At 63.5% G+C, this 17,320-nt stretch carries 16 protein-coding genes; 9 read left to right on the forward strand and 7 right to left on the reverse strand.

Translation table 11 applies throughout. The annotated features are described in order from the left end of the window. Positions 1 to 49: 49 nt before the first annotated feature. Complete coding sequence (locus tag E6P07_RS08445) at positions 50 to 865, reverse strand: CheR family methyltransferase (protein WP_153975197.1); 816 nt, start codon at positions 863 to 865, stop codon at positions 50 to 52. Between the two features lie 15 nt (positions 866 to 880). Further along, entirely contained in the window at positions 881 to 1,804 is a 924-nt protein-coding gene (locus E6P07_RS08450; RefSeq protein ID WP_153975198.1) for a chemotaxis protein, read from the reverse strand. Between the two features lie 186 nt (positions 1,805 to 1,990). On the opposite strand from E6P07_RS08450, the gene flgA reads away from it, so the two are divergent. From flgA to E6P07_RS08475, 5 genes are all read left to right on the forward strand, one after another. Next, the gene (gene flgA, locus E6P07_RS08455; protein ID WP_153975199.1) at positions 1,991 to 2,743 is read left to right on the forward strand and encodes a flagellar basal body P-ring formation chaperone FlgA; all 753 of its coding nucleotides are present in this window, start codon (positions 1,991 to 1,993) and stop codon (positions 2,741 to 2,743) included. A gap of 109 nt (positions 2,744 to 2,852) precedes the next feature. Next, positions 2,853 to 3,161: a flagellar biosynthesis anti-sigma factor FlgM gene (flgM, locus tag E6P07_RS08460; RefSeq protein WP_153975200.1), complete on the forward strand. Its 309-nt coding sequence runs from the start codon at positions 2,853 to 2,855 to the stop codon at positions 3,159 to 3,161. After that, complete coding sequence (locus E6P07_RS08465) at positions 3,158 to 3,670, forward strand: flagella synthesis protein FlgN (RefSeq protein WP_153975201.1); 513 nt, start codon at positions 3,158 to 3,160, stop codon at positions 3,668 to 3,670. The genes flgM and E6P07_RS08465 overlap by 4 nt, the downstream gene beginning before the upstream one ends. Positions 3,671 to 3,686: 16 nt before the next feature. Then, on the forward strand, positions 3,687 to 5,207 hold the full coding sequence (gene fliK, locus E6P07_RS08470; protein ID WP_162008621.1) for a flagellar hook-length control protein FliK: 1,521 nt from the start codon (positions 3,687 to 3,689) through the stop codon (positions 5,205 to 5,207). Beyond that, positions 5,204 to 5,533 (forward strand): EscU/YscU/HrcU family type III secretion system export apparatus switch protein, encoded by a 330-nt coding sequence (locus E6P07_RS08475; RefSeq protein WP_153975203.1) that lies wholly within the window; start codon positions 5,204 to 5,206, stop codon positions 5,531 to 5,533. Before fliK ends, E6P07_RS08475 begins: the two co-directional genes overlap by 4 nt. Positions 5,534 to 5,559: 26 nt before the next feature. Here the strand turns inward: E6P07_RS08475 and murI are convergent, their stop codons facing one another. From murI to E6P07_RS08490, 3 genes are read right to left on the reverse strand one after another with little or no spacing between them, the layout of a single operon-like run. Beyond that, positions 5,560 to 6,408 carry a glutamate racemase gene (murI, locus tag E6P07_RS08480; RefSeq protein ID WP_153975204.1) on the reverse strand — a complete coding sequence of 283 codons (849 nt, stop codon included), beginning with the start codon at positions 6,406 to 6,408 and terminating at the stop codon, positions 5,560 to 5,562. Beyond that, entirely contained in the window at positions 6,405 to 7,025 is a 621-nt protein-coding gene (locus E6P07_RS08485; protein ID WP_153975205.1) for a response regulator transcription factor, read from the reverse strand. Before E6P07_RS08485 ends, murI begins: the two co-directional genes overlap by 4 nt. Further along, complete coding sequence (locus E6P07_RS08490) at positions 7,022 to 9,616, reverse strand: PAS domain-containing sensor histidine kinase (RefSeq protein ID WP_246172795.1); 2,595 nt, start codon at positions 9,614 to 9,616, stop codon at positions 7,022 to 7,024. Before E6P07_RS08490 ends, E6P07_RS08485 begins: the two co-directional genes overlap by 4 nt. A 117-nt stretch (positions 9,617 to 9,733) precedes the next feature. Between E6P07_RS08490 and E6P07_RS08495 the strand changes: the two genes are divergently transcribed. Then, positions 9,734 to 10,183: an RDD family protein gene (locus tag E6P07_RS08495; protein WP_153975206.1), complete on the forward strand. Its 450-nt coding sequence runs from the start codon at positions 9,734 to 9,736 to the stop codon at positions 10,181 to 10,183. 17 nt (positions 10,184 to 10,200) lie between these two features. Here E6P07_RS08495 and lptG read toward each other — a convergent pair whose 3' ends face one another. Then, positions 10,201 to 11,265 carry an LPS export ABC transporter permease LptG gene (gene lptG / locus E6P07_RS08500; RefSeq protein ID WP_153975207.1) on the reverse strand — a complete coding sequence of 355 codons (1,065 nt, stop codon included), beginning with the start codon at positions 11,263 to 11,265 and terminating at the stop codon, positions 10,201 to 10,203. 122 nt (positions 11,266 to 11,387) lie between these two features. Here lptG and E6P07_RS08505 point away from each other — a divergent pair, with 122 nt between their 5' ends. Both E6P07_RS08505 and E6P07_RS08510 read left to right on the forward strand, forming a co-directional pair. After that, positions 11,388 to 12,884: a leucyl aminopeptidase gene (locus E6P07_RS08505; RefSeq protein WP_153975208.1), complete on the forward strand. Its 1,497-nt coding sequence runs from the start codon at positions 11,388 to 11,390 to the stop codon at positions 12,882 to 12,884. Positions 12,885 to 12,937: 53 nt separating this feature from the next. Then, positions 12,938 to 14,299: a TrpB-like pyridoxal phosphate-dependent enzyme gene (locus tag E6P07_RS08510; RefSeq protein WP_153975209.1), complete on the forward strand. Its 1,362-nt coding sequence runs from the start codon at positions 12,938 to 12,940 to the stop codon at positions 14,297 to 14,299. A gap of 50 nt (positions 14,300 to 14,349) precedes the next feature. Here E6P07_RS08510 and E6P07_RS08515 read toward each other — a convergent pair whose 3' ends face one another. After that, positions 14,350 to 15,591 carry an HDOD domain-containing protein gene (locus E6P07_RS08515; RefSeq protein ID WP_153975210.1) on the reverse strand — a complete coding sequence of 414 codons (1,242 nt, stop codon included), beginning with the start codon at positions 15,589 to 15,591 and terminating at the stop codon, positions 14,350 to 14,352. 44 nt (positions 15,592 to 15,635) lie between these two features. On the opposite strand from E6P07_RS08515, the gene ettA reads away from it, so the two are divergent. After that, positions 15,636 to 17,303, forward strand: a complete 1,668-nt coding sequence (gene ettA / locus E6P07_RS08520; protein WP_153975211.1) for an energy-dependent translational throttle protein EttA — start codon at positions 15,636 to 15,638, stop codon at positions 17,301 to 17,303. Positions 17,304 to 17,320 lie beyond the last annotated feature (17 nt).

Here is a 17,320-nt window from a genome sequence, read left to right on the forward strand (position 1 = left end):
TTGGCGTGTGGAAATGACACCCTTCCCTGAGCCAGGCCAACGCAAGGCGTCAGGCGCGACGGCGCAGCAGACTGCCTTGCGGGGTGCGGACAATCTCGAAGGCGTCGGTATAGGAACTCACTGACTCGGAGGCGCCGACAAAGAGATAGCCACCGGGGTCCATCTGGCGGGCCAGTGCGTCAAAGATCCGACGTTTGGTGTCGGCGGAGAAATAGATCAGGACATTACGACAGAAGATGATCTCGAACTTGCCGAGCGCGGCGAAGGAATCCATGAGATTGAGCTTCTGGAAACGGACCCGGCGCTGGATCTCGGGCTTGATCCGATGGCCGTTCTCGACCGTGTCGAAGTATTTCTGACGCCGCTCGGGCGTCAGACCGCGCACGATACTCAGGCCGTCATAGACACCGTTGCGTGCCTCAGCCAGAACGCTCTCGGACAGATCCGTGGCCAGGATACTGACCGGCGAGGACTTGGGCGGAAAGCTCGCCTCCCACTCGGCGACCACCATGGCGATGCTGTAGGGCTCCTGACCGCTGGAGCAGGCCGCCGACCAGATGCGGATGGGTTTCTTGCGCGCCTCCAGTTCCGGCAACAGTGTGTGGCGCAGGATCTCAAACGGATAACCGTCCCGAAACCAGGAGGTCTCGTTGGTGGTCATGGCGTCGATGACGCGCGACTTGAGCGTCGGATCGCCAGACTGGCGCAATGCCCGCAATAGATCCTCGACCTTGCTGTACCCGAACTCACCGAGCAGACGCGACAGCCGGCTGGCGACGAGATACTGACGATTCTCGCCCAGCACCAGGCCGCAGCAGTCCGACAAGAAGCGAGCGAATTCGGCGTAATCCTGCGCGTCAATCACACATGGCCCCCATCATCAGGAATGACGCGCATATTTGAGCACGGTCGCGCCCAGCTCGTCCGGATCAAACTTGGCCAGGAAGTCATTGGCACCAGCACGCTTGACCATATCAATATTGAACTGACCGCTCAGTGAGGAATGCAGAATGACGCACAGATCCTTGAGCTTGGCATTTTCGCGGATCTTGCGGGTCAGGGTATAGCCGTCCATGCGCGGCATCTCGATGTCAGTGATCACCAGCTCGATCGAGTCTTTGACCCGGTCGGCGGCGGCCAGCTCCTCCAGATATTCGAGTGCCGCCTTGCCGTCGGCGCGGCTCTCGGTTCGAAATCCCAGCTCGCTGATCGAGCGCTCGATCTGCTTGCGCGCCACGAGTGAGTCATCCACGATCAGGATGTGTCTGTCATGCGGCACTTGCTTGGCCAGGGTCTGGATCTCGCCTGAGACATCGAGGTTCAGGTTGTTGATCTGCGCAAAGACCCGCTCGACGTCGATGATCTCGACCAGATGGCCATCCACCTCGGTGACGGCGACCAGATAGCTCTCACGCTCGGTGCCGCGCGGCGGCGGTTTGATCGTCTCCCAATTGAGATTGACGATACGGTCGACCGCCGAGACCCAGAATCCCTGCACCGAGCGGTTAAACTCGGTCACAATCACCTTGGCGTCGTTGTTTTGATCGACCGGCATGGGATCAAAGCCGATGGCACGCGCCAGATCGATCACCGAGACCGTGCGCCCGCGGATGTTGGCCACGCCGCAGACCATGGGGCTGGAGCCTGGAAGATGCCTCAGGGTCGGCTTGGCGATGACCTCCCGGACCTTGAAGACGTTGATGCCGAAGATCTGCTGACCACCGAGATAAAACAGCAATAGCTCCATGCGGTTCTGCCCGACCAGGCGGGTCCGCTGATCGATGTCATCGATAAATTGGCTCATCTCAACCACACCCTCTTGATTGTCACACGACAAGATCTCGTCCAGGCGCACTGGTGGCCAGTGTAGCAGTCAGGGAGCGGCTCGACGTACCCTGAACGGTAACCCTTTGTCCGCCAAGCGACCAGATCGAGGCGGCGCATTTCATGCATGATTTCAGTCAAATATGCCATGCGAGGAGTCGAAATCATGACAGCGACAACGCTCAGGACGACCAAACACTCAAATCCGACACGGGTGCACCTACCGTGCCTACTCGGGTACGCGCTGCTCGCCGCTGGATTCTGCCAGCCGACACTGGCCTCCGAGAGCGAATCCATCACGCGCATCCTAAACACGGCACGTCAATTTGCTGCGACCATGATCAAGGCGGCAGACGGTCAGGAGGTTGAGATCGAGATCGGCCAACTCGACAGCCGCTTGCAACTGACACGCTGTGCCCATCCACCGACTGCCCAGTTCGCCCCAGGGGCGCGCACCGAAGGCCAGACCACCATCAACGTCCGCTGTTCCGATCCCGTGAGCTGGTCGGTGTTCATCCCAGCACGGATCGAACGCCATGCCGAGGTCTTAGTCGTCGACCGCCCGATCGCGCGCCAGCAGGTGATTCAGCCCGAGGACATTCGCCTGGAGCGTCAAGCGGTCTCGGGACTCACCAATGGTTATTTCACCGAACCTGAGGCCGTGGTTGGGATGACCTCGCGCCGGCACCTGGTTCCCGGTCAGGTGCTCACCAGCGCCCATGTCACCCAGCGACGAGTCGTCAAACGTGGCCAGGAGGTGACGCTCTTCTCGGCGCGTCCCGGCCTAGTCGTGCGCATGAAGGGCATTGCCCTGGAAGACGGCGGCGAGGGCGCGCGCATCCGGGTGCGCAACAGCTCATCGAAACGTGTCGTCGAGGGCTATGTCGAGCCTTCCGGCGCAGTACGTGTCGGTTTATGATGGCACATGAGCGCCTCCGAACGACAACAAAGACACCGCCATGCACTACAGTTTTCCGCCCAATCGCCGATATTCATAGGCGTGTCCCAATCGACCCAGGATCCAGCCCATGGATATCAAGCTTCCTATTGGAAACAACCTGCGTACCGACGGACCGTCCGCCGGGAGCAAGCCGCGCGGTAGCACCCCCTCGGCGTCGGAACCGACCTTGACCAGTCCCAAGGGCGCGGTGGGCGAATCCGTGACACTCACCGAGACCGCCAAGACCCTGAGCGCCGTGCGCGGTGGCGCCCAGGATCCGCCCTTCAACAGTGTGCGCGTCGCCGAGATCAAAGCAGCCCTCGCCGAGGGGCGCTACGAGATCGACAGCCAGCGTCTGGCCCGGCGGATGCTCGAGTTCGAGGGGGCTTTCGCTTGAGCACCCAGGATACGCCCGCTCCAGGCGCGCACGCGGATGATCCAAAGGACTTCGCCGTCTCGCTGGATCGCGCCCTCGAGTGCATGCGCCGTCTTGAGGAACTGATGCTGGAGGAACTGCAGGCGATCGAGTCCAGGGATCCCGATCATCTCCAGCGGGTCGTCGATTCGAAGCGAGAGATCTTGGTTCGTCTGGAGAACGAGACCGTCCAGCAGAAATACTGGGTCGAGGCCGCTGGCTTTGGCTTCACACCCGCAGGTATCGAGCAATTCCTCCAGAAGCACGACCAGGCCGGCCAGCTTGGGGCACGCTGGTCGACCCTGCTCGAACACACCCGCCGTTGTAACCGACTCAACGCCGAGAATGCGCGTCTGATCGAACGTGACCAGCGGCGCGTGGCCATGATGCTACATCTGCTCAAGGGCGAGGACGCCAGTACAACCACCTATGATCCACGGGGCCGGACCGCTACGGGTGGTCGGCGCGGACGCACCCTCAGTCAGGCATGAGAGACTCGGGGTGCCCATGAGCGAACCCCTTGGCCTCCAGCCGTCCGGTGTCGCTGCAACCGCCACGGTTATCGGTAGGCGAGTGCAGTCCGCTGTTGCAAGCGAACTGATCGCCCGACTCCAGGTTGGGATGCAGGTCGAGCTCATTCCAACCCGATCCCTCGGCCCAGACCTGATCGAAGCGCAATTGCGTCCGCTCGTGGGATCGGCGACCTGGACCAATGACGTCCGTGTGCAATTGACCGCCGCCCTGCCGGCGAAGGCGCTCCAGGCCACCAGCGGCGAAGGGACGGCGGCCGGTACACCGCCACCCCTGCGCGCCGAGGTCGTCGCCACGGGTTCGACGCTCATCCTGAAGCTCCTTCCACCGGCGGATCGTTCGGTACCCACAACAGGTTCGAACCCAACGGCCTTGGCCGGCTCGCGTGAATGGCTCAGGCAGCAGTTCAGGCAGTACTGGCCCGAATCCCGTCCGCTTGCCGCCACCCTGGAGAACATCAAAGCCCAACTGGCAAGAGCGATCGGGCCCGATCAGGCTGTGGTTCCAAAGCCCTTGATGCCGCCGGCACCGCCACCCGAGGAGACGACGGGCCCCATTCAGATCCAGCATGCCGTTACCACCTTGATTGACCACCTGGTCAGCGCCACCGATCTTACCGACCCCGAACGACTGTTGACCGCCGTCAGTCGCTCCGGACTCTGGCTGGAGGCGTTGCTGGCACGGACCGCGATGGATCCGGCCTGGTCGAGCGAGCTAAAGCTGGATCTCAAGGCCCAGTTGCTCATGCTCGCCCAGCGTCTGCGTGTCCAGACAGTGACTCCACCGAGCGCGTCACCCACGAGTCATCCAGCCGGCGAACAGCGAGCCAACGCGCCACCTCCTACCCCACAGCCACGCCCCCAACCCGGTGTACGGCCTGAGCCCGCAGGTGCCTCAACCGGAAACACGCCTTCAAGCCCCGAGGGAACACCCAGGCCACACGGAACACGCATACGCGACCTGGATGCCCCGGATTCAGGACCACCGTCCAACCCCGACAGCGAACAGTCGGCTGAGGCGCGCCGCCTCGAGCAGCCTCACCCGCGCACGGCAGGCCTCGCGCGCGAGGTGGAAGGCATGATCAAGCAGGTCGTGACCAAACAGCTCCAGTCGCTCGAAGGCCCTGGGAATCAGACCCAATGGGCGTTGGAAATTCCCTTCCGGACGCCGAGCGGACTCCAGGCCCTGGAGGTCGACATTCGGCGCCAACAGTCAGGCGAAGCCAACCAACATGAGACCTGGAGCCTGTGCCTGCGGCTTGATCTGCCCAGGCTCGGTCCACTGAACATCTGGCTGACACTCCGCCACGAACGCCTCAATGCCAGTTTTCAGTCTGGACATGTGGATGGCGCTAGCCAGATCAGGCAGCACCTAAGCGACTTGCGCAGGCGTCTGGAGGCACATGAGATCCAGGTTGCGAGCCTCCAGGCCGGATATCGCCCACTCGAACGGCCTGCCCCGCCCTTTACCGATTCACTGGTGCGAGAACAGGCGTGAGCCGGCTACCCAAGGATCCCGCACCCAAGACCGCCAAGGCGGTTGCGCTTTCTTGGGACCGCAAGAATGCCCCGCGCGTCACCGCCACCGGAACCGGCCTGACCGCCGAGCAGATCCTCAAGATCGCCGAGGAGCACGACATCCCACTGCATGCCGATCCGGTGCTCGTTGAGGCCCTGGCACAGATCCCGCTTGGGGCCGAGATCCCGCGCGCGCTCTATGTAGCCGTCGCCGAGGTATTGGCGTTTGTGTTCATGCTGGAAGGGATCGATCCGCGCGTCCCGACGCTCATTCCGTCCGAACGCAACGAACGACGCGCGGAATGATGGCGGGTGGCATACAACACCTGGGATCAGATCGGCTCCAGCGCCAGGGCGAAGGGAGATCTCCGGCCACCCTCGGTTTCCGACTCGACCCAGTGCGCGAGTTCGACCTCTCCCCCCCAGAGTCTGGCCATAAAGGCATGCATCCTGGCCGGGTGCGCGCTGGTCCAGAAGCGCTCGCGTCCAGCCCGCGCCTCCGGGGCCAGCAGCTCGACCTCACTCAATCGGCGGCGTACCTGGCGCGCGACGGCCATGCCCGAGTCCAGAATGAGCACGTCCGGCCCGGTCAGCTCGCGGATCAAGGGGGTCAGCAGCGGATAGTGGGTGCAGCCCAAAACCAGGGTATCAGCCCCGCGAGCGAGCACAGGTTCTAGATAGGTGCGCAACAGATCGCGCGTCGCCGCCCCCGTCAGATCACCGGCCTCGACCCGCTCGACCAGACCTGGACAGGGCTGTAACAGGATCTCAGCCTGGGTTTCGAGTCGCCCGAGCAGCCGCGAGAAGTTGTGACTGGCAAGCGTCTGGCGCGTGGCCAGCACGGCCACTACGCCCGAGCGCGTGCGTTCGACCGCCGGTTTAACGGCCGGCTCCATGGCGATCAGAGGGACACTGTACCGAGTACGCAACAGCTGGGCGGCGGCGCTGGTGGCGGTGTTGCAGGCGACCACGATTGCCTTGGCGCCGTGTTCGAGCAGGAACTCGGCAATGGCAATGGCGCGTGACTCGATAAAGGCCACGGACTTGTCGCCATAGGGCGCATGGGCCGAGTCGGCCACATAGAGAAGATCTTCGCTCGGCAACAGACGACGGATCTCGCGCAGTACGGTCAATCCCCCCAGACCCGAGTCAAAGACGCCGATCGGATGATAGGGGGTCATGGCAAGGTCTCCGGGGCCGCGATCAGCGCCATGCGCACCAGCTCGGCCAGCGACTCGGCGCGCATCTTCTCCATCACCCGTGCCCGGTGGGCCTCGACCGTCTTGGTGCTCACCCCGAGCGCGGCGGCGATCTCCTTGTTCGACTTGCCGTCCGTCACCATGGCCATGACCTCATGCTCGCGCGGCGTCAACTCGGCCAGACGCCGTGCGATGTCGGCACGCACCAGACGATTGGCGCGCGTCTTCCGATCATAGTCCAGTGCGTTGCGGAGACTACGCAACAGATCCTCGTCGTGGAACGGCTTTTCGATGAAGTCCAGGGCCCCGGCCTTCATGGCGCGCACCGCCATGGCCACATCACCATGGCCGGTGATGAGGATGACGGGGATCCGGAACCCCTCGCGCGCCAGATGGGCCTGCAACTCCAGGCCGCTCATGCCCGGCATGCGCACGTCCAGCAGCAGACAGCCGGCGCGTCCAGGGTAATAGTCAGCCAGGAAGGCATCGGCCGAGTCATAGGTCTTGACCGACATCCCGGTCGATTCGATCAGCCATTGTAGCGAGGTACGCATGGCTTGGTCATCATCGACGATGAATACAGTGGCTTCGGCAGTCATGTTATCGATGTGGTTTCCAGCATGACGTCCGGCGCGCCCAGGTCCTCGCGGATGGACGACGCCAGCGGCAGGCGCAGATGAAAGGTTGAGCCTTGCCCCATCACGGACTCGGCCCAGATCCGTCCCTCATGATTCTCAACGATGGTCTGGCTGATGGCCAGTCCCATCCCCATGCCCCCTTCCTTGGTGGTGAAGAAGGGGTCGAAGAGACGCTTCAGGTAACCAGGCTCGATCCCCGGACCACTATCGGCGACGGCCACATGCGCCCAGTCGCCTTCGATCTCGGTCCGGATCCACAGCCGACGCTCTGATTCCGACTGTTCCTCCAGCGCATCGAGTGCGTTGCCGACCAGATTGAGCAGCACCTGTTCGATCTGGACTGGATCGACACAGACCGGGATCGCCAAGGGACTCAGTTCCAGCTCAACCATGGCCCCGACCCGATTGATTTCGAACTCCAGGAATGAACAGACCTCGCGTACCAGATGATTGAGATCGGCCTCGGTGCAGGCGGGCGGCTGCTTGCCGACCAGGGCGCGCAGACGCTTGATGATCTCACCGGCGCGTTGGGCCTGGGCTGTGATCTGGTTCAGGGCCTCGATCAGCTCCTCTGGCCGACCCTGACCGCCCTGCAACCGACGCACACAGCCGTTGGCATAGTTGACGATGGCCGAGAGCGGCTGATTGAGCTCGTGCGCCATGCCGGTGGCGACCTCACCCATGGTGCTCAGCCGGCAGACATGAACCAGCTCGGCCTGGTGCTGACGCGACTCCTGCTCGGCGCGGCGCACGGCGGTGATGTCGCGTGCATAGAGGTTGACATAACCGAGATCGCGGATCGGTGCCAACAGAAGCGAATAGACCTGTCCGCCGACCTCTAGTTCGCGCTCAAGCGGCTGTGCGGTCTCCAGGGCGGCCGCGACCGCCGCACCCCAGTCCGCGGGCAATGGTTCACCGGGTTCCACGGCCCAGGCGCGCAACAGCGGACGGCTGGCGTTGTTGGCATAGACGATCTGTCCGGCGGCGCTGACGCGCAGGATTGGATGCGGGCTCTCGCTGGCGAGGCGCGCCAGGCTCTTGATCTCCTGCTCGGCCTGCTTGCGGCTGGTGATGTCGTGGATGTACAGCGTAAAGAAACGCTCGTCGACCCGTTCGATGGGCGCGATCGAGATCTCGACCGGGATCTCGGTGCCGTCGGCGCGCCGCGCGATCAGCTCGCCACGTCCAAGCGGCTCGCGCTGACGATGGCGCGAGCGGTCGAGCAGGCGCTTGAAGGCAGGCCGGGCCAGATCGGGCAGGAAACGTTCGGCGAAGACGGCGCCCAGGGCGAAGGGTCGTCCCAGTCCGAACAACCGCTCGGCGGACGGATTGTATTCGATCACCCGCCCACTGTGATCGAGGGTGACGATGGCATCGAGCGAGGCCTCCATCATCGCCGCCTTGAGCGCCTCACTCTCGCGCATTTCGGCCTGATGGCGCCGGCTCATCTCCTCGCGCGCCTTGAGCACCAACTGGGTGAACTGCTGGATCCAGTCCTCCAGCAGCATCAGCTGGTTGCCGGCGCGCTGAAAACCCGGCTCCGGGATGCCGAGCGCGCGCTGGGAGAAGCGCGTCATGCGCTTGAGCACCTTGTTCAGACGCGCCGAGACCAGATAGATCAGGCCAGTGAAGACGATCACGAATACGGCGGCGGCAAAGAAGCGCTGGCGGCGCTCGAAGATACGCACATGACGCGACATCCGCTCCACGCGCGCTTGTGGGACCAAGGTGGCGAACAGCAGATTGGAGTCCGACATCAGGTATTCGGGCAGCGGCTGCGAAGTGACGACATGGGTTTTGCTCCAGTCGCTCAGGAGCGAGCCGATGGGGATGAGCCCGGGATCGAGACTCGCAAGCAGACGTTGATCCTCGCCGTCGACCAAGGCCACTGAAGCGCGCTCGGCGTCGACCCCACGTTGCGAGGCAGAGAGGAAGGCCGCATCGACCGGAACCAGCACCACCAAATAGCCGATTTGATCGCCGCCCGCGTCCTCGACCGCATCGCTGACGATCAGATGGAGCCGCTCACCGAGACGTTCGATGACGGTGCGGATCTCATGACGGTCAAGCCACTGAAGCGGCACTTGATCGGTCAGTTTGGAGGGCAGGGGGTCGGCCCCGGCCTGAAAGCGCTCGCGCACCCGACCCTGAGCGTCGGTCAGGAGCACATGGCTGGGCGACATGAGCGCGTCGCGCTCGAAAAAGTCCGGCAGCCACGGCGGACGGAAGTCCTTATAGACAACCGGATCGATCGCCTCGTCGTCCGACCAAAATAGCGGATCGAGATATTCAGAGAGCCTGTGGTAATTGGCCAGCAGGCGTGTGGTGGCCGCATAGCCGGCGAGATAGCGGTCGAAACGAATCAGACTCTCGCGCGCGCGCAAGTCGAGCTGGACCTGGAGCTCCTGGTCGAAAATCTTATCGACCTGCCGGCTCTGGATCTGATCGAGCAGGGTCCAGACGACGATGCCCGTGGCCAGTCCCACGACGATCGCGATCCAGGGCATGGGTACCCGTCGCAAAAGCCGGAAGAGAAATGGTTTAATACTCATCTCTGAACCGCGTCGGCGGTGACGTTCGTCAGTCGCATTCCGGACGCGATCCGATCGGCCCTGGCGGCCTCGCCCAGGGCCAATTCACTCCAACCCTGTGGACCCACACTGAAGACCATGTCATTTGACCTCTCGCACGCCCAGAAACCCTCTATTTTCCGCCGGATCGCTGCCTTTCTCTATGACCTGTTGCTGCTCATCGCCGTATTGATGGTCGCCGTCGGCCTGGTCGTCGTCCCCTACGGCGTCATCACCGGCGAAGAGTTGCACAAACACCACCTGTTGCTTGAACGGATCTATCTGCTGTTGGTTGCCTGTGGCTTCTATGTCTATTTCTGGACCCACGGCGGTCAGACCCTGGGCATGAAGGCCTGGCGTCTCAAGGTCATCGCTCAGGATGGCACAGCGGTCAGTTTCAATGCCGCCGTCAAGCGTTTCTTCTGGTCGATCCTGAGCCTACTGCCAGCGGGCCTGGGGCTATGGTGGAGCCTGTTCAACCGCCAGGGTCTGGCCTGGCACGACAGCAAATCCAATACCCGGGTCGTGCTGCTGCCGAAGGACGCCTGAGTGCGCCTGTCATAGGGTCAACCCACCCGCCTGAGCAGGAGCATGGCCGTGCCGATGAAGAGCATGGGCGTGGCAGCGGCGGCCAGGAAGGCATTCATCCCAAACAGGAGCGCCAGATAGGCGAAGGTACGGCTGACCAGATAGTAGACCAGCCCGACCAAGATACCGGCCAGCATCCGCCGTCCCATGCCGTTGCTGCGCGAGGAGCCGAGCAGCAGCGGGATGGCGATCAGGATCATCGAGAGGGTCAACACCGGATGCAGCACCTTGCCCCAGAAGGCGATCTCGTAGGCGCTGGCGTCCTGCTTGTTGACCGACATGAACCGGATGTACTTGTAAAGGCCCCACACCGGCAAGGCGCGCGGATCGGCCACCACCACCCTGAGCAGGCCCGGATCGAGCAGCGAATCCCACTCGGCGCGCTCGACACGCTCGACGCCGACTCCCTCACCATCGACCCGGCTGATGGCGATCCCCTCCAGCACCCAGCGTCCATCCTCATAACGAGCCCACTCGGCATGGCTCGCCTCCAGTGTGCCCTTGGCGGTATCCACCCGATAGATGTCGATGTCGCGCAGACTGGTTCCGGAACGGATCTCGCGGATGTTGACATAGGCCCCATCGTCGATGGCCCAGAAACCATAGGGCGTCAACTGGGCCGCCTCACCCGAGAGCGCCAGACGCCGCAGTTCGAGACCGCGCTGTTCGGCAATGGGCGCGACCAGTTCGCCAAGCACCACGGCGACGGCCGCCAGTACCAACCCACCCAGCAGGGCCGCACGCACCAGACGCCCGACCGAGACGCCGGCGGCACGCATGGCGACCAGCTCCGAGCGACTGGCCAGGGTGCCCAGGCCAATGAGCGCGCCGATCAGGGTCGCGATTGGGAAGATCTGATAGAGATAGCGCGGCAGGCTCAGGAGCGTAAACACGATGGCCTCGGTCAGGCCGTAACGCTCGGTGCCTATGGCGTCGAGCTCATCCGACAGGATGAAGACCCCCATCAAGGGCAGCAGAGCGCCGAGCGTCAGCAGGGTACTGCTCATCACCACCCAGGCCAGATAACGATCCAGAATCGGCATGTAACCCTGTCCAGGTTGATTGTTTTGGGGCGAAACTGCATAGCACGACGGACGACGCACCGGCGTCATTTTCTGTAAACTCTGACCCTTGGCCTCGCCACTGAGCCTGTAAGGAGCAGACGATGGAGTTCAAGATCAAGACCGGCGATCTCGCAACCCACAAGACCCCCTGTCTGATACTCGGGATCTTCGAGAAACGCAAGCGCTCGGCCCCAGCCGAGCGGATCGACGCGGCCAGTGACGGACAGTTGAGCCGGTTGCTCAAAAAGGGCGACATCGAGGGCGAGGCCGGCCAGACGCTGCTGCTCTACGACCTGCCCGGTGTGGCCGCCGAGCGCGTGCTCCTGGTCGGGCTGGGCAAGAAAAAGGAGTTTACCCGCAGCCATTATCGCCAGGCGCTCGCAGCGGCCGCGAGCCTGTTGCAGCAGAGCGGTGCCAGTGAGGCAACCCTGGCGCTCCCTGAGACCCTACCTAAGGCACTTGATCTCTATACCAGTGTGCGCGATGTCGTGGTGACGGTCGAGGATAAAACCTATCGCTACACCCGCACCAAGGAGGACAAGCAGGCCCCCAAGACACCGCTCAAGCGTCTGAACCTCTGGCTCGGCAAGAAGTCCGAGACCGCCGACGCTGAACGCGCACTGCGTCACGGCCGGGCGATGGCCGAGGGCATCCGGCTGGCGCGCGAGCTCGGCAATCTGCCCGGTAACCTTTGTACCCCTAGCTATCTGGCCGAGCAGGCGTACGCGCTCGCCGAGCAGTATCCCCGGCTCGAGGTCGAGGTGCTGGACGAGGCCCAGATGGCCGAGCTGGGTATGGGCGCCCTGCTCTCGGTCGCGCGCGGTAGCCGGCAGCCGCCTAAACTGATCGTCATGCACTATCGCGGCGCGCCCCAGGAGACCAAACCCCTGGTCCTGGTCGGCAAGGGACTGACCTTCGATGCCGGCGGCATCTCGCTCAAGCCCGCCGCCGAGATGGACGAGATGAAATACGACATGGCCGGCGGCGCGGCGGTCATGGGCGCACTGCGCGCGGTCTGCGAGCTCGATCTGCCGCTCCATCTGATCGGCGTGGTGCCGGCCACCGAGAATCTGCCCGACGGTGCAGCCAACAAGCCGGGCGACATCGTCACCAGTCTCTCGGGTCAGACCATCGAGATCCTCAACACCGATGCCGAGGGTCGTCTCATCCTCTGCGATGCCCTGACCTACTGCGAGCGCTTCGAGCCTGAGATCGTCATTGATCTCGCGACCCTGACTGGCGCCTGTGTCATCGCGCTTGGCAAACATCCGGCCGGGCTCTTCACCAACGACGATCGGCTCGCCGAGGAACTCCTGGCCGCTGGAGAAGCGGCCGGCGATCGCGCCTGGCGACTACCGCTGTGGGAGGAGTACCAAACCCAACTCGACAGCAACTTTGCCGACATGGCCAACGTCGGCGGACGCGACGGCGGGGCTATCACCGCCGCCTGCTTTCTCTCGCGCTTCACCAAAAATTACCGCTGGGCACATCTGGACATCGCCGGCATCGCCTGGCTCAGCGGTAAGGAGAAGGGTGGCACCGGACGCCCGGTGGCGCTGCTCACGCACTGGTTGCTTTCGCGCGCTGGACAAGGCTAGCCCCTGGCAGACTAGCCGTCATCGAAACTCATCTAAACCAACGACATGATCGCATGAACGACACCGTCAAATATCTGCTCGACGAGCAGCACCTGCCTCGCTTCTGGTACAACATCAACGCCGATCTGCCCAGGCCGCTCGATCCGGTGTTGCATCCAGGGACCAAACGACCCATCACACCCGAGGAACTCGAGGTCATCTTTCCGCGCGGCGTCATCGAGCAAGAGCTCAGCACAGAGCGTGAGATCGAGATCCCCGAACCCGTGCGTGCGGTGTGGCGGCAGTGGCGCCCCTCCCCACTCTATCGCGCGCGCCGTCTAGAACAGGCGCTCCAGACCCCGGCCCGGATCTTCTACAAATATGAGGGTGTCAGCCCCGCCGGCAGCCACAAGGCCAACTCGGCGGTCGCCCAGGCGTTTTACAACAAGGTCGAGGGGGTCAAGCGCATCACCACCGAGACCGGCGCTGGGCAATGGGGCTCCTCGCTCGCGCTCGCCGGATCCATGTTCGGGATCGAGATCCTGGTCTACATGGTCAAGGTCAGCTACAACCAGAAGCCCTATCGGCGCGCCTTTATGGAATCCTTCGGTGCCCGGTGCATCGCCAGCCCCAGCGACACCACCGAGTCCGGGCGCGCGGTATTGGCCAAACACCCCGACAGCACCGGTAGCCTGGGGATCGCCATCAGCGAGGCGGTGGAGGTGGCGGCCAAGAATGCCGACACCAAGTACGCACTCGGGAGCGTGCTCAACCATGTGCTCTTGCATCAGACCGTGATCGGGCTGGAGGCCATGAAGCAACTGGAGCTGGCCGACGCCTATCCAGACCTGGTGATCGGCTGCACCGGCGGCGGCAGCAACTTCGCCGGCATCGCCTTCCCCTTCCTGGGGGCACAGCTGCGTGGCGGCCCCCAGGTCAGCTGTATCGCGGTCGAGCCCTCGGCCTGTCCGAGCCTCACCAAGGGCGTGTTCGCCTATGACTTCGGCGACACGGCGCGTCTTACCCCATTGTGCAAGATGTTCACCCTGGGGGCCGATTTCGTCCCACCCGGCTTCCACGCCGGCGGGCTGCGCTATCACGGCATGGCGCCCCAGGTCAGTCATCTGGCCGCGCTCGGTCTGATCCAGCCGCGTTCCTACAACCAGCTCGAATGCTTCGCCGCCGGGCTCCAGTTCGCCAAGGCCGAGGGCATCATCCCGGCGCCCGAGGCCAATCATGCGGTGCGTGCGGTGATCGACGAGGCCGAGAAGTGCCGCGAGCGCGGTGAGTCCAAGACCATCCTCTTCAATCTCAGTGGCCACGGTCACTTCGACATGCAGGCCTATACCGACTATCTGGGCGGCAAGCTCCAGGACCTGGAGTATGCCGAGGAGGAGGTCGCGATGGCGCTCGCTGGGTTGCCCGCGGTCGATTGAGCGTCGGATCGCGTCCCCACAGGCCAGTGAGGCACGGGGGCCCACCCGGTTCAGGGCCCCTTGCCCTCACCCTTGAGCATCGCCATGACCACCGCCAGCTCCTCGCTGGCCTCGGCGATCACATCGACCGTCTCCCCGCCGACCGGAAAGACCAACCCAAGCTTGTAGTAGGCCGGCACCTCGTCGTAGCGCGGTAGCGGACCGCGCGACTCGGATTGGTTGAGCCGATAGAGCCGCGCGACCCGCACGATGTCGCAATAATTCGGCAGTTCTTGGTCGTCGCGGTACCAGTCGCCCGAATGGCGCACCACCTCGATGATCTCGGGTCCCAATCCCCAATAGCTGACCACGAGCTCTCCGACCAGTCGGTGCAACTTGATGATGGCCGCCTCCAGTTCGTCCTCGCCGACCTGGATCTCGTTGCGGCTGACATAGTCAAGGATCGGGATCACGCCAACATCGTGCACCAGCCCGGCCAGCATCGCATGTTCCGGATTGAATCTTGGACAATGGCGCGCGATCACATAGCTCAGGGCCGAGATATGCACACTCCGGTTCCAGGCCGCCTTCATGCGGTGCTTCATGAGCGGCGACTTGGTACGGAACAGCTGCTGCATCGACAGACTCATGACCACCGAGCGCGTCACGTCGATGCCGAGCCGGATGATGGCGTTACGCACGTCCGGAATGGTCTTCATGCCGCGATAGAAGACGCTGTTGGCCAACCGGATCAGCCCGCCGGTGACGGCCGGATCGACCTGGACGATGCGCGCCAGTCGGGCTGAGGTGATGTTGGGATCCTTCATCGCCTCCTGAATCGCGCGGGCGACCTTGGGCAGCGTGGGCAAGGCCAGCTTATCCTCCTTGCAGGCGTGATAGAGCTTGCCGAGCAGGGCGCCCTCGGCGTCGCTGAGATCCAGCTCGTCGAGCAGGCCGGGCACGGCAGGACGTCCTGGGGCGTTCAGACTGTTGTAGAGCTGACGGTCGAGGCGCAAGAGCTCAGAATCGGCCGTGAACACCGCCTGATCGAGCAGATGGTGTTCGGAGAAGAGCGGCTGCAAGGCGCGGCGACTGCCGGCCTGGATCAACTCCTTGCGCTCACCCTGAATCAGGCAGACCTGTCCTGAGAGCAGATACAGCATCCATGGATGCTCCTGGATGGCCGTGACCCGCTTGCCGGACGGCACGGCGGCGATCTGACCGCTTGCGGCCAGGCGCGCGCGCTGATCGCGGTCCAGATCATGCACTGGGCTGAGATCATCCAGGGTCGAGGCGATCAGGATCTGGGGCATAATAGGGGACTCTCTTCGCCGTCTACCATCATCACACGGAATCCATGGCTCAATATATCTACACCATGAATCGGGTCGGCAAGGTCGTGCCGCCCAAACGGGTCATCCTGCGCGACATCTCGCTGTCGTTCTTCCCGGGCGCCAAGATCGGCGTGCTGGGTCTCAACGGCGCCGGGAAGTCCACGCTGCTTAGGATCATGGCCGGGATCGACACCGAGATCGAGGGCGAGGCGCGCCCACAGCCCGGCATCAAGATCGGTTATCTGCCCCAGGAGCCCCAGCTTGATCCGACCAAGGACGTGCGCGGCAACGTCGAAGAGGCGCTCGGTCACATCAAGGCCGCGCTGGAGCGGCTCGAGGCCGTCTATGCCGCCTATGCCGAGCCGGACGCCGATTTCGACGCACTCGCTCGCGAACAGGCCGAGCTGGAGAATCTGATCCAGGCCACCGACGGCCACAACCTGGACCGCACCCTCGAGGTCGCCGCCGAGGCCCTGCGCCTGCCGCCCTGGGACGCGGATGTCACCAAGCTCTCGGGTGGCGAGCGGCGGCGCGTGGCCCTGTGTCGGCTGCTGCTGTCCAAGCCGGATATGCTGCTCCTGGACGAGCCGACCAACCATCTCGACGCCGAATCCGTCGCCTGGTTGGAGCGCTTCCTGCAGGAGTATCCGGGCACTGTAGTCGCCGTCACCCACGACCGCTATTTCCTCGACAATGTCGCTGGCTGGATCCTGGAGCTCGATCGCGGTCACGGCATCCCCTGGGAGGGCAATTATTCGTCCTGGCTAGATCAAAAGGAACGACGCTTGGAGCTTGAGCAGCGCCAGGAGCAGGCGCGTATCAAGGCCATGAAGCAGGAATTGGAGTGGGTTCGCACCAACCCCAAGGGCCGTCACGCCAAGAGCAAGGCACGTCTGGCACGCTTTGATGAGCTGCAATCGCAGGAATTCCAGGCCCGCAACGAGACCAACGAGATCTATATCCCGCCTGGGCCAAGGCTCGGCGACCTGGTCATCGAGGCGGTGGGCCTGAGGAAGGCCTATGGCGACAAGTTGCTGTTCGAGGACCTCTCGTTCAACCTGCCCAAGGGCGGTATCGTCGGCATCATCGGTCCGAATGGCGCGGGCAAGACCACGCTGTTTCGGATCATCACCGGCCAGGAGCAACCCGATGCCGGTACCCTGCGTGTCGGCGAGACGGTCGAGATCGCCTATGTCGACCAGAGCCGCGATGCCCTCGACGACACCAAGACCGTGTGGGAAGAGATCTCAGAGGGGGCCGACATCATCACCGTCGGGCGCTACGAGATCCCCTCGCGCGCCTATTGCGGACGCTTCAATTTCAAGGGCACGGACCAGCAGAAGCGGATCGGCGACCTGTCGGGGGGTGAGCGCAACCGCGTGCATCTGGCCAAGATGCTCAAGCGCGGCGGCAATCTGCTGCTCCTCGACGAGCCGACCAATGACCTGGACGTCGAGACCCTGCGCGCCTTGGAAGAGGCCCTATTGGTGTTCCCGGGCTGTGCGGTGGTCATCAGCCATGATCGCTGGTTTTTGGATCGGATCGCGACCCATATCCTCGCCTTCGAGGGCGATTCGCAGGTGGTCTGGTTCGAGGGCAACTATGCCGACTATGAGGCCGACCGCCATCGCCGGCTCGGCGCCGAGGCCGATCAGCCGCATCGGTTGAAGTACCGGCGATTGTCGGCCTAGACCTTGAGAACCCGGGC

The sequence above is a fragment of the Thermochromatium tepidum ATCC 43061 genome (genome assembly GCF_009664085.1).
Lineage (GTDB): Bacteria > Pseudomonadota > Gammaproteobacteria > Chromatiales > Chromatiaceae > Thermochromatium > Thermochromatium tepidum.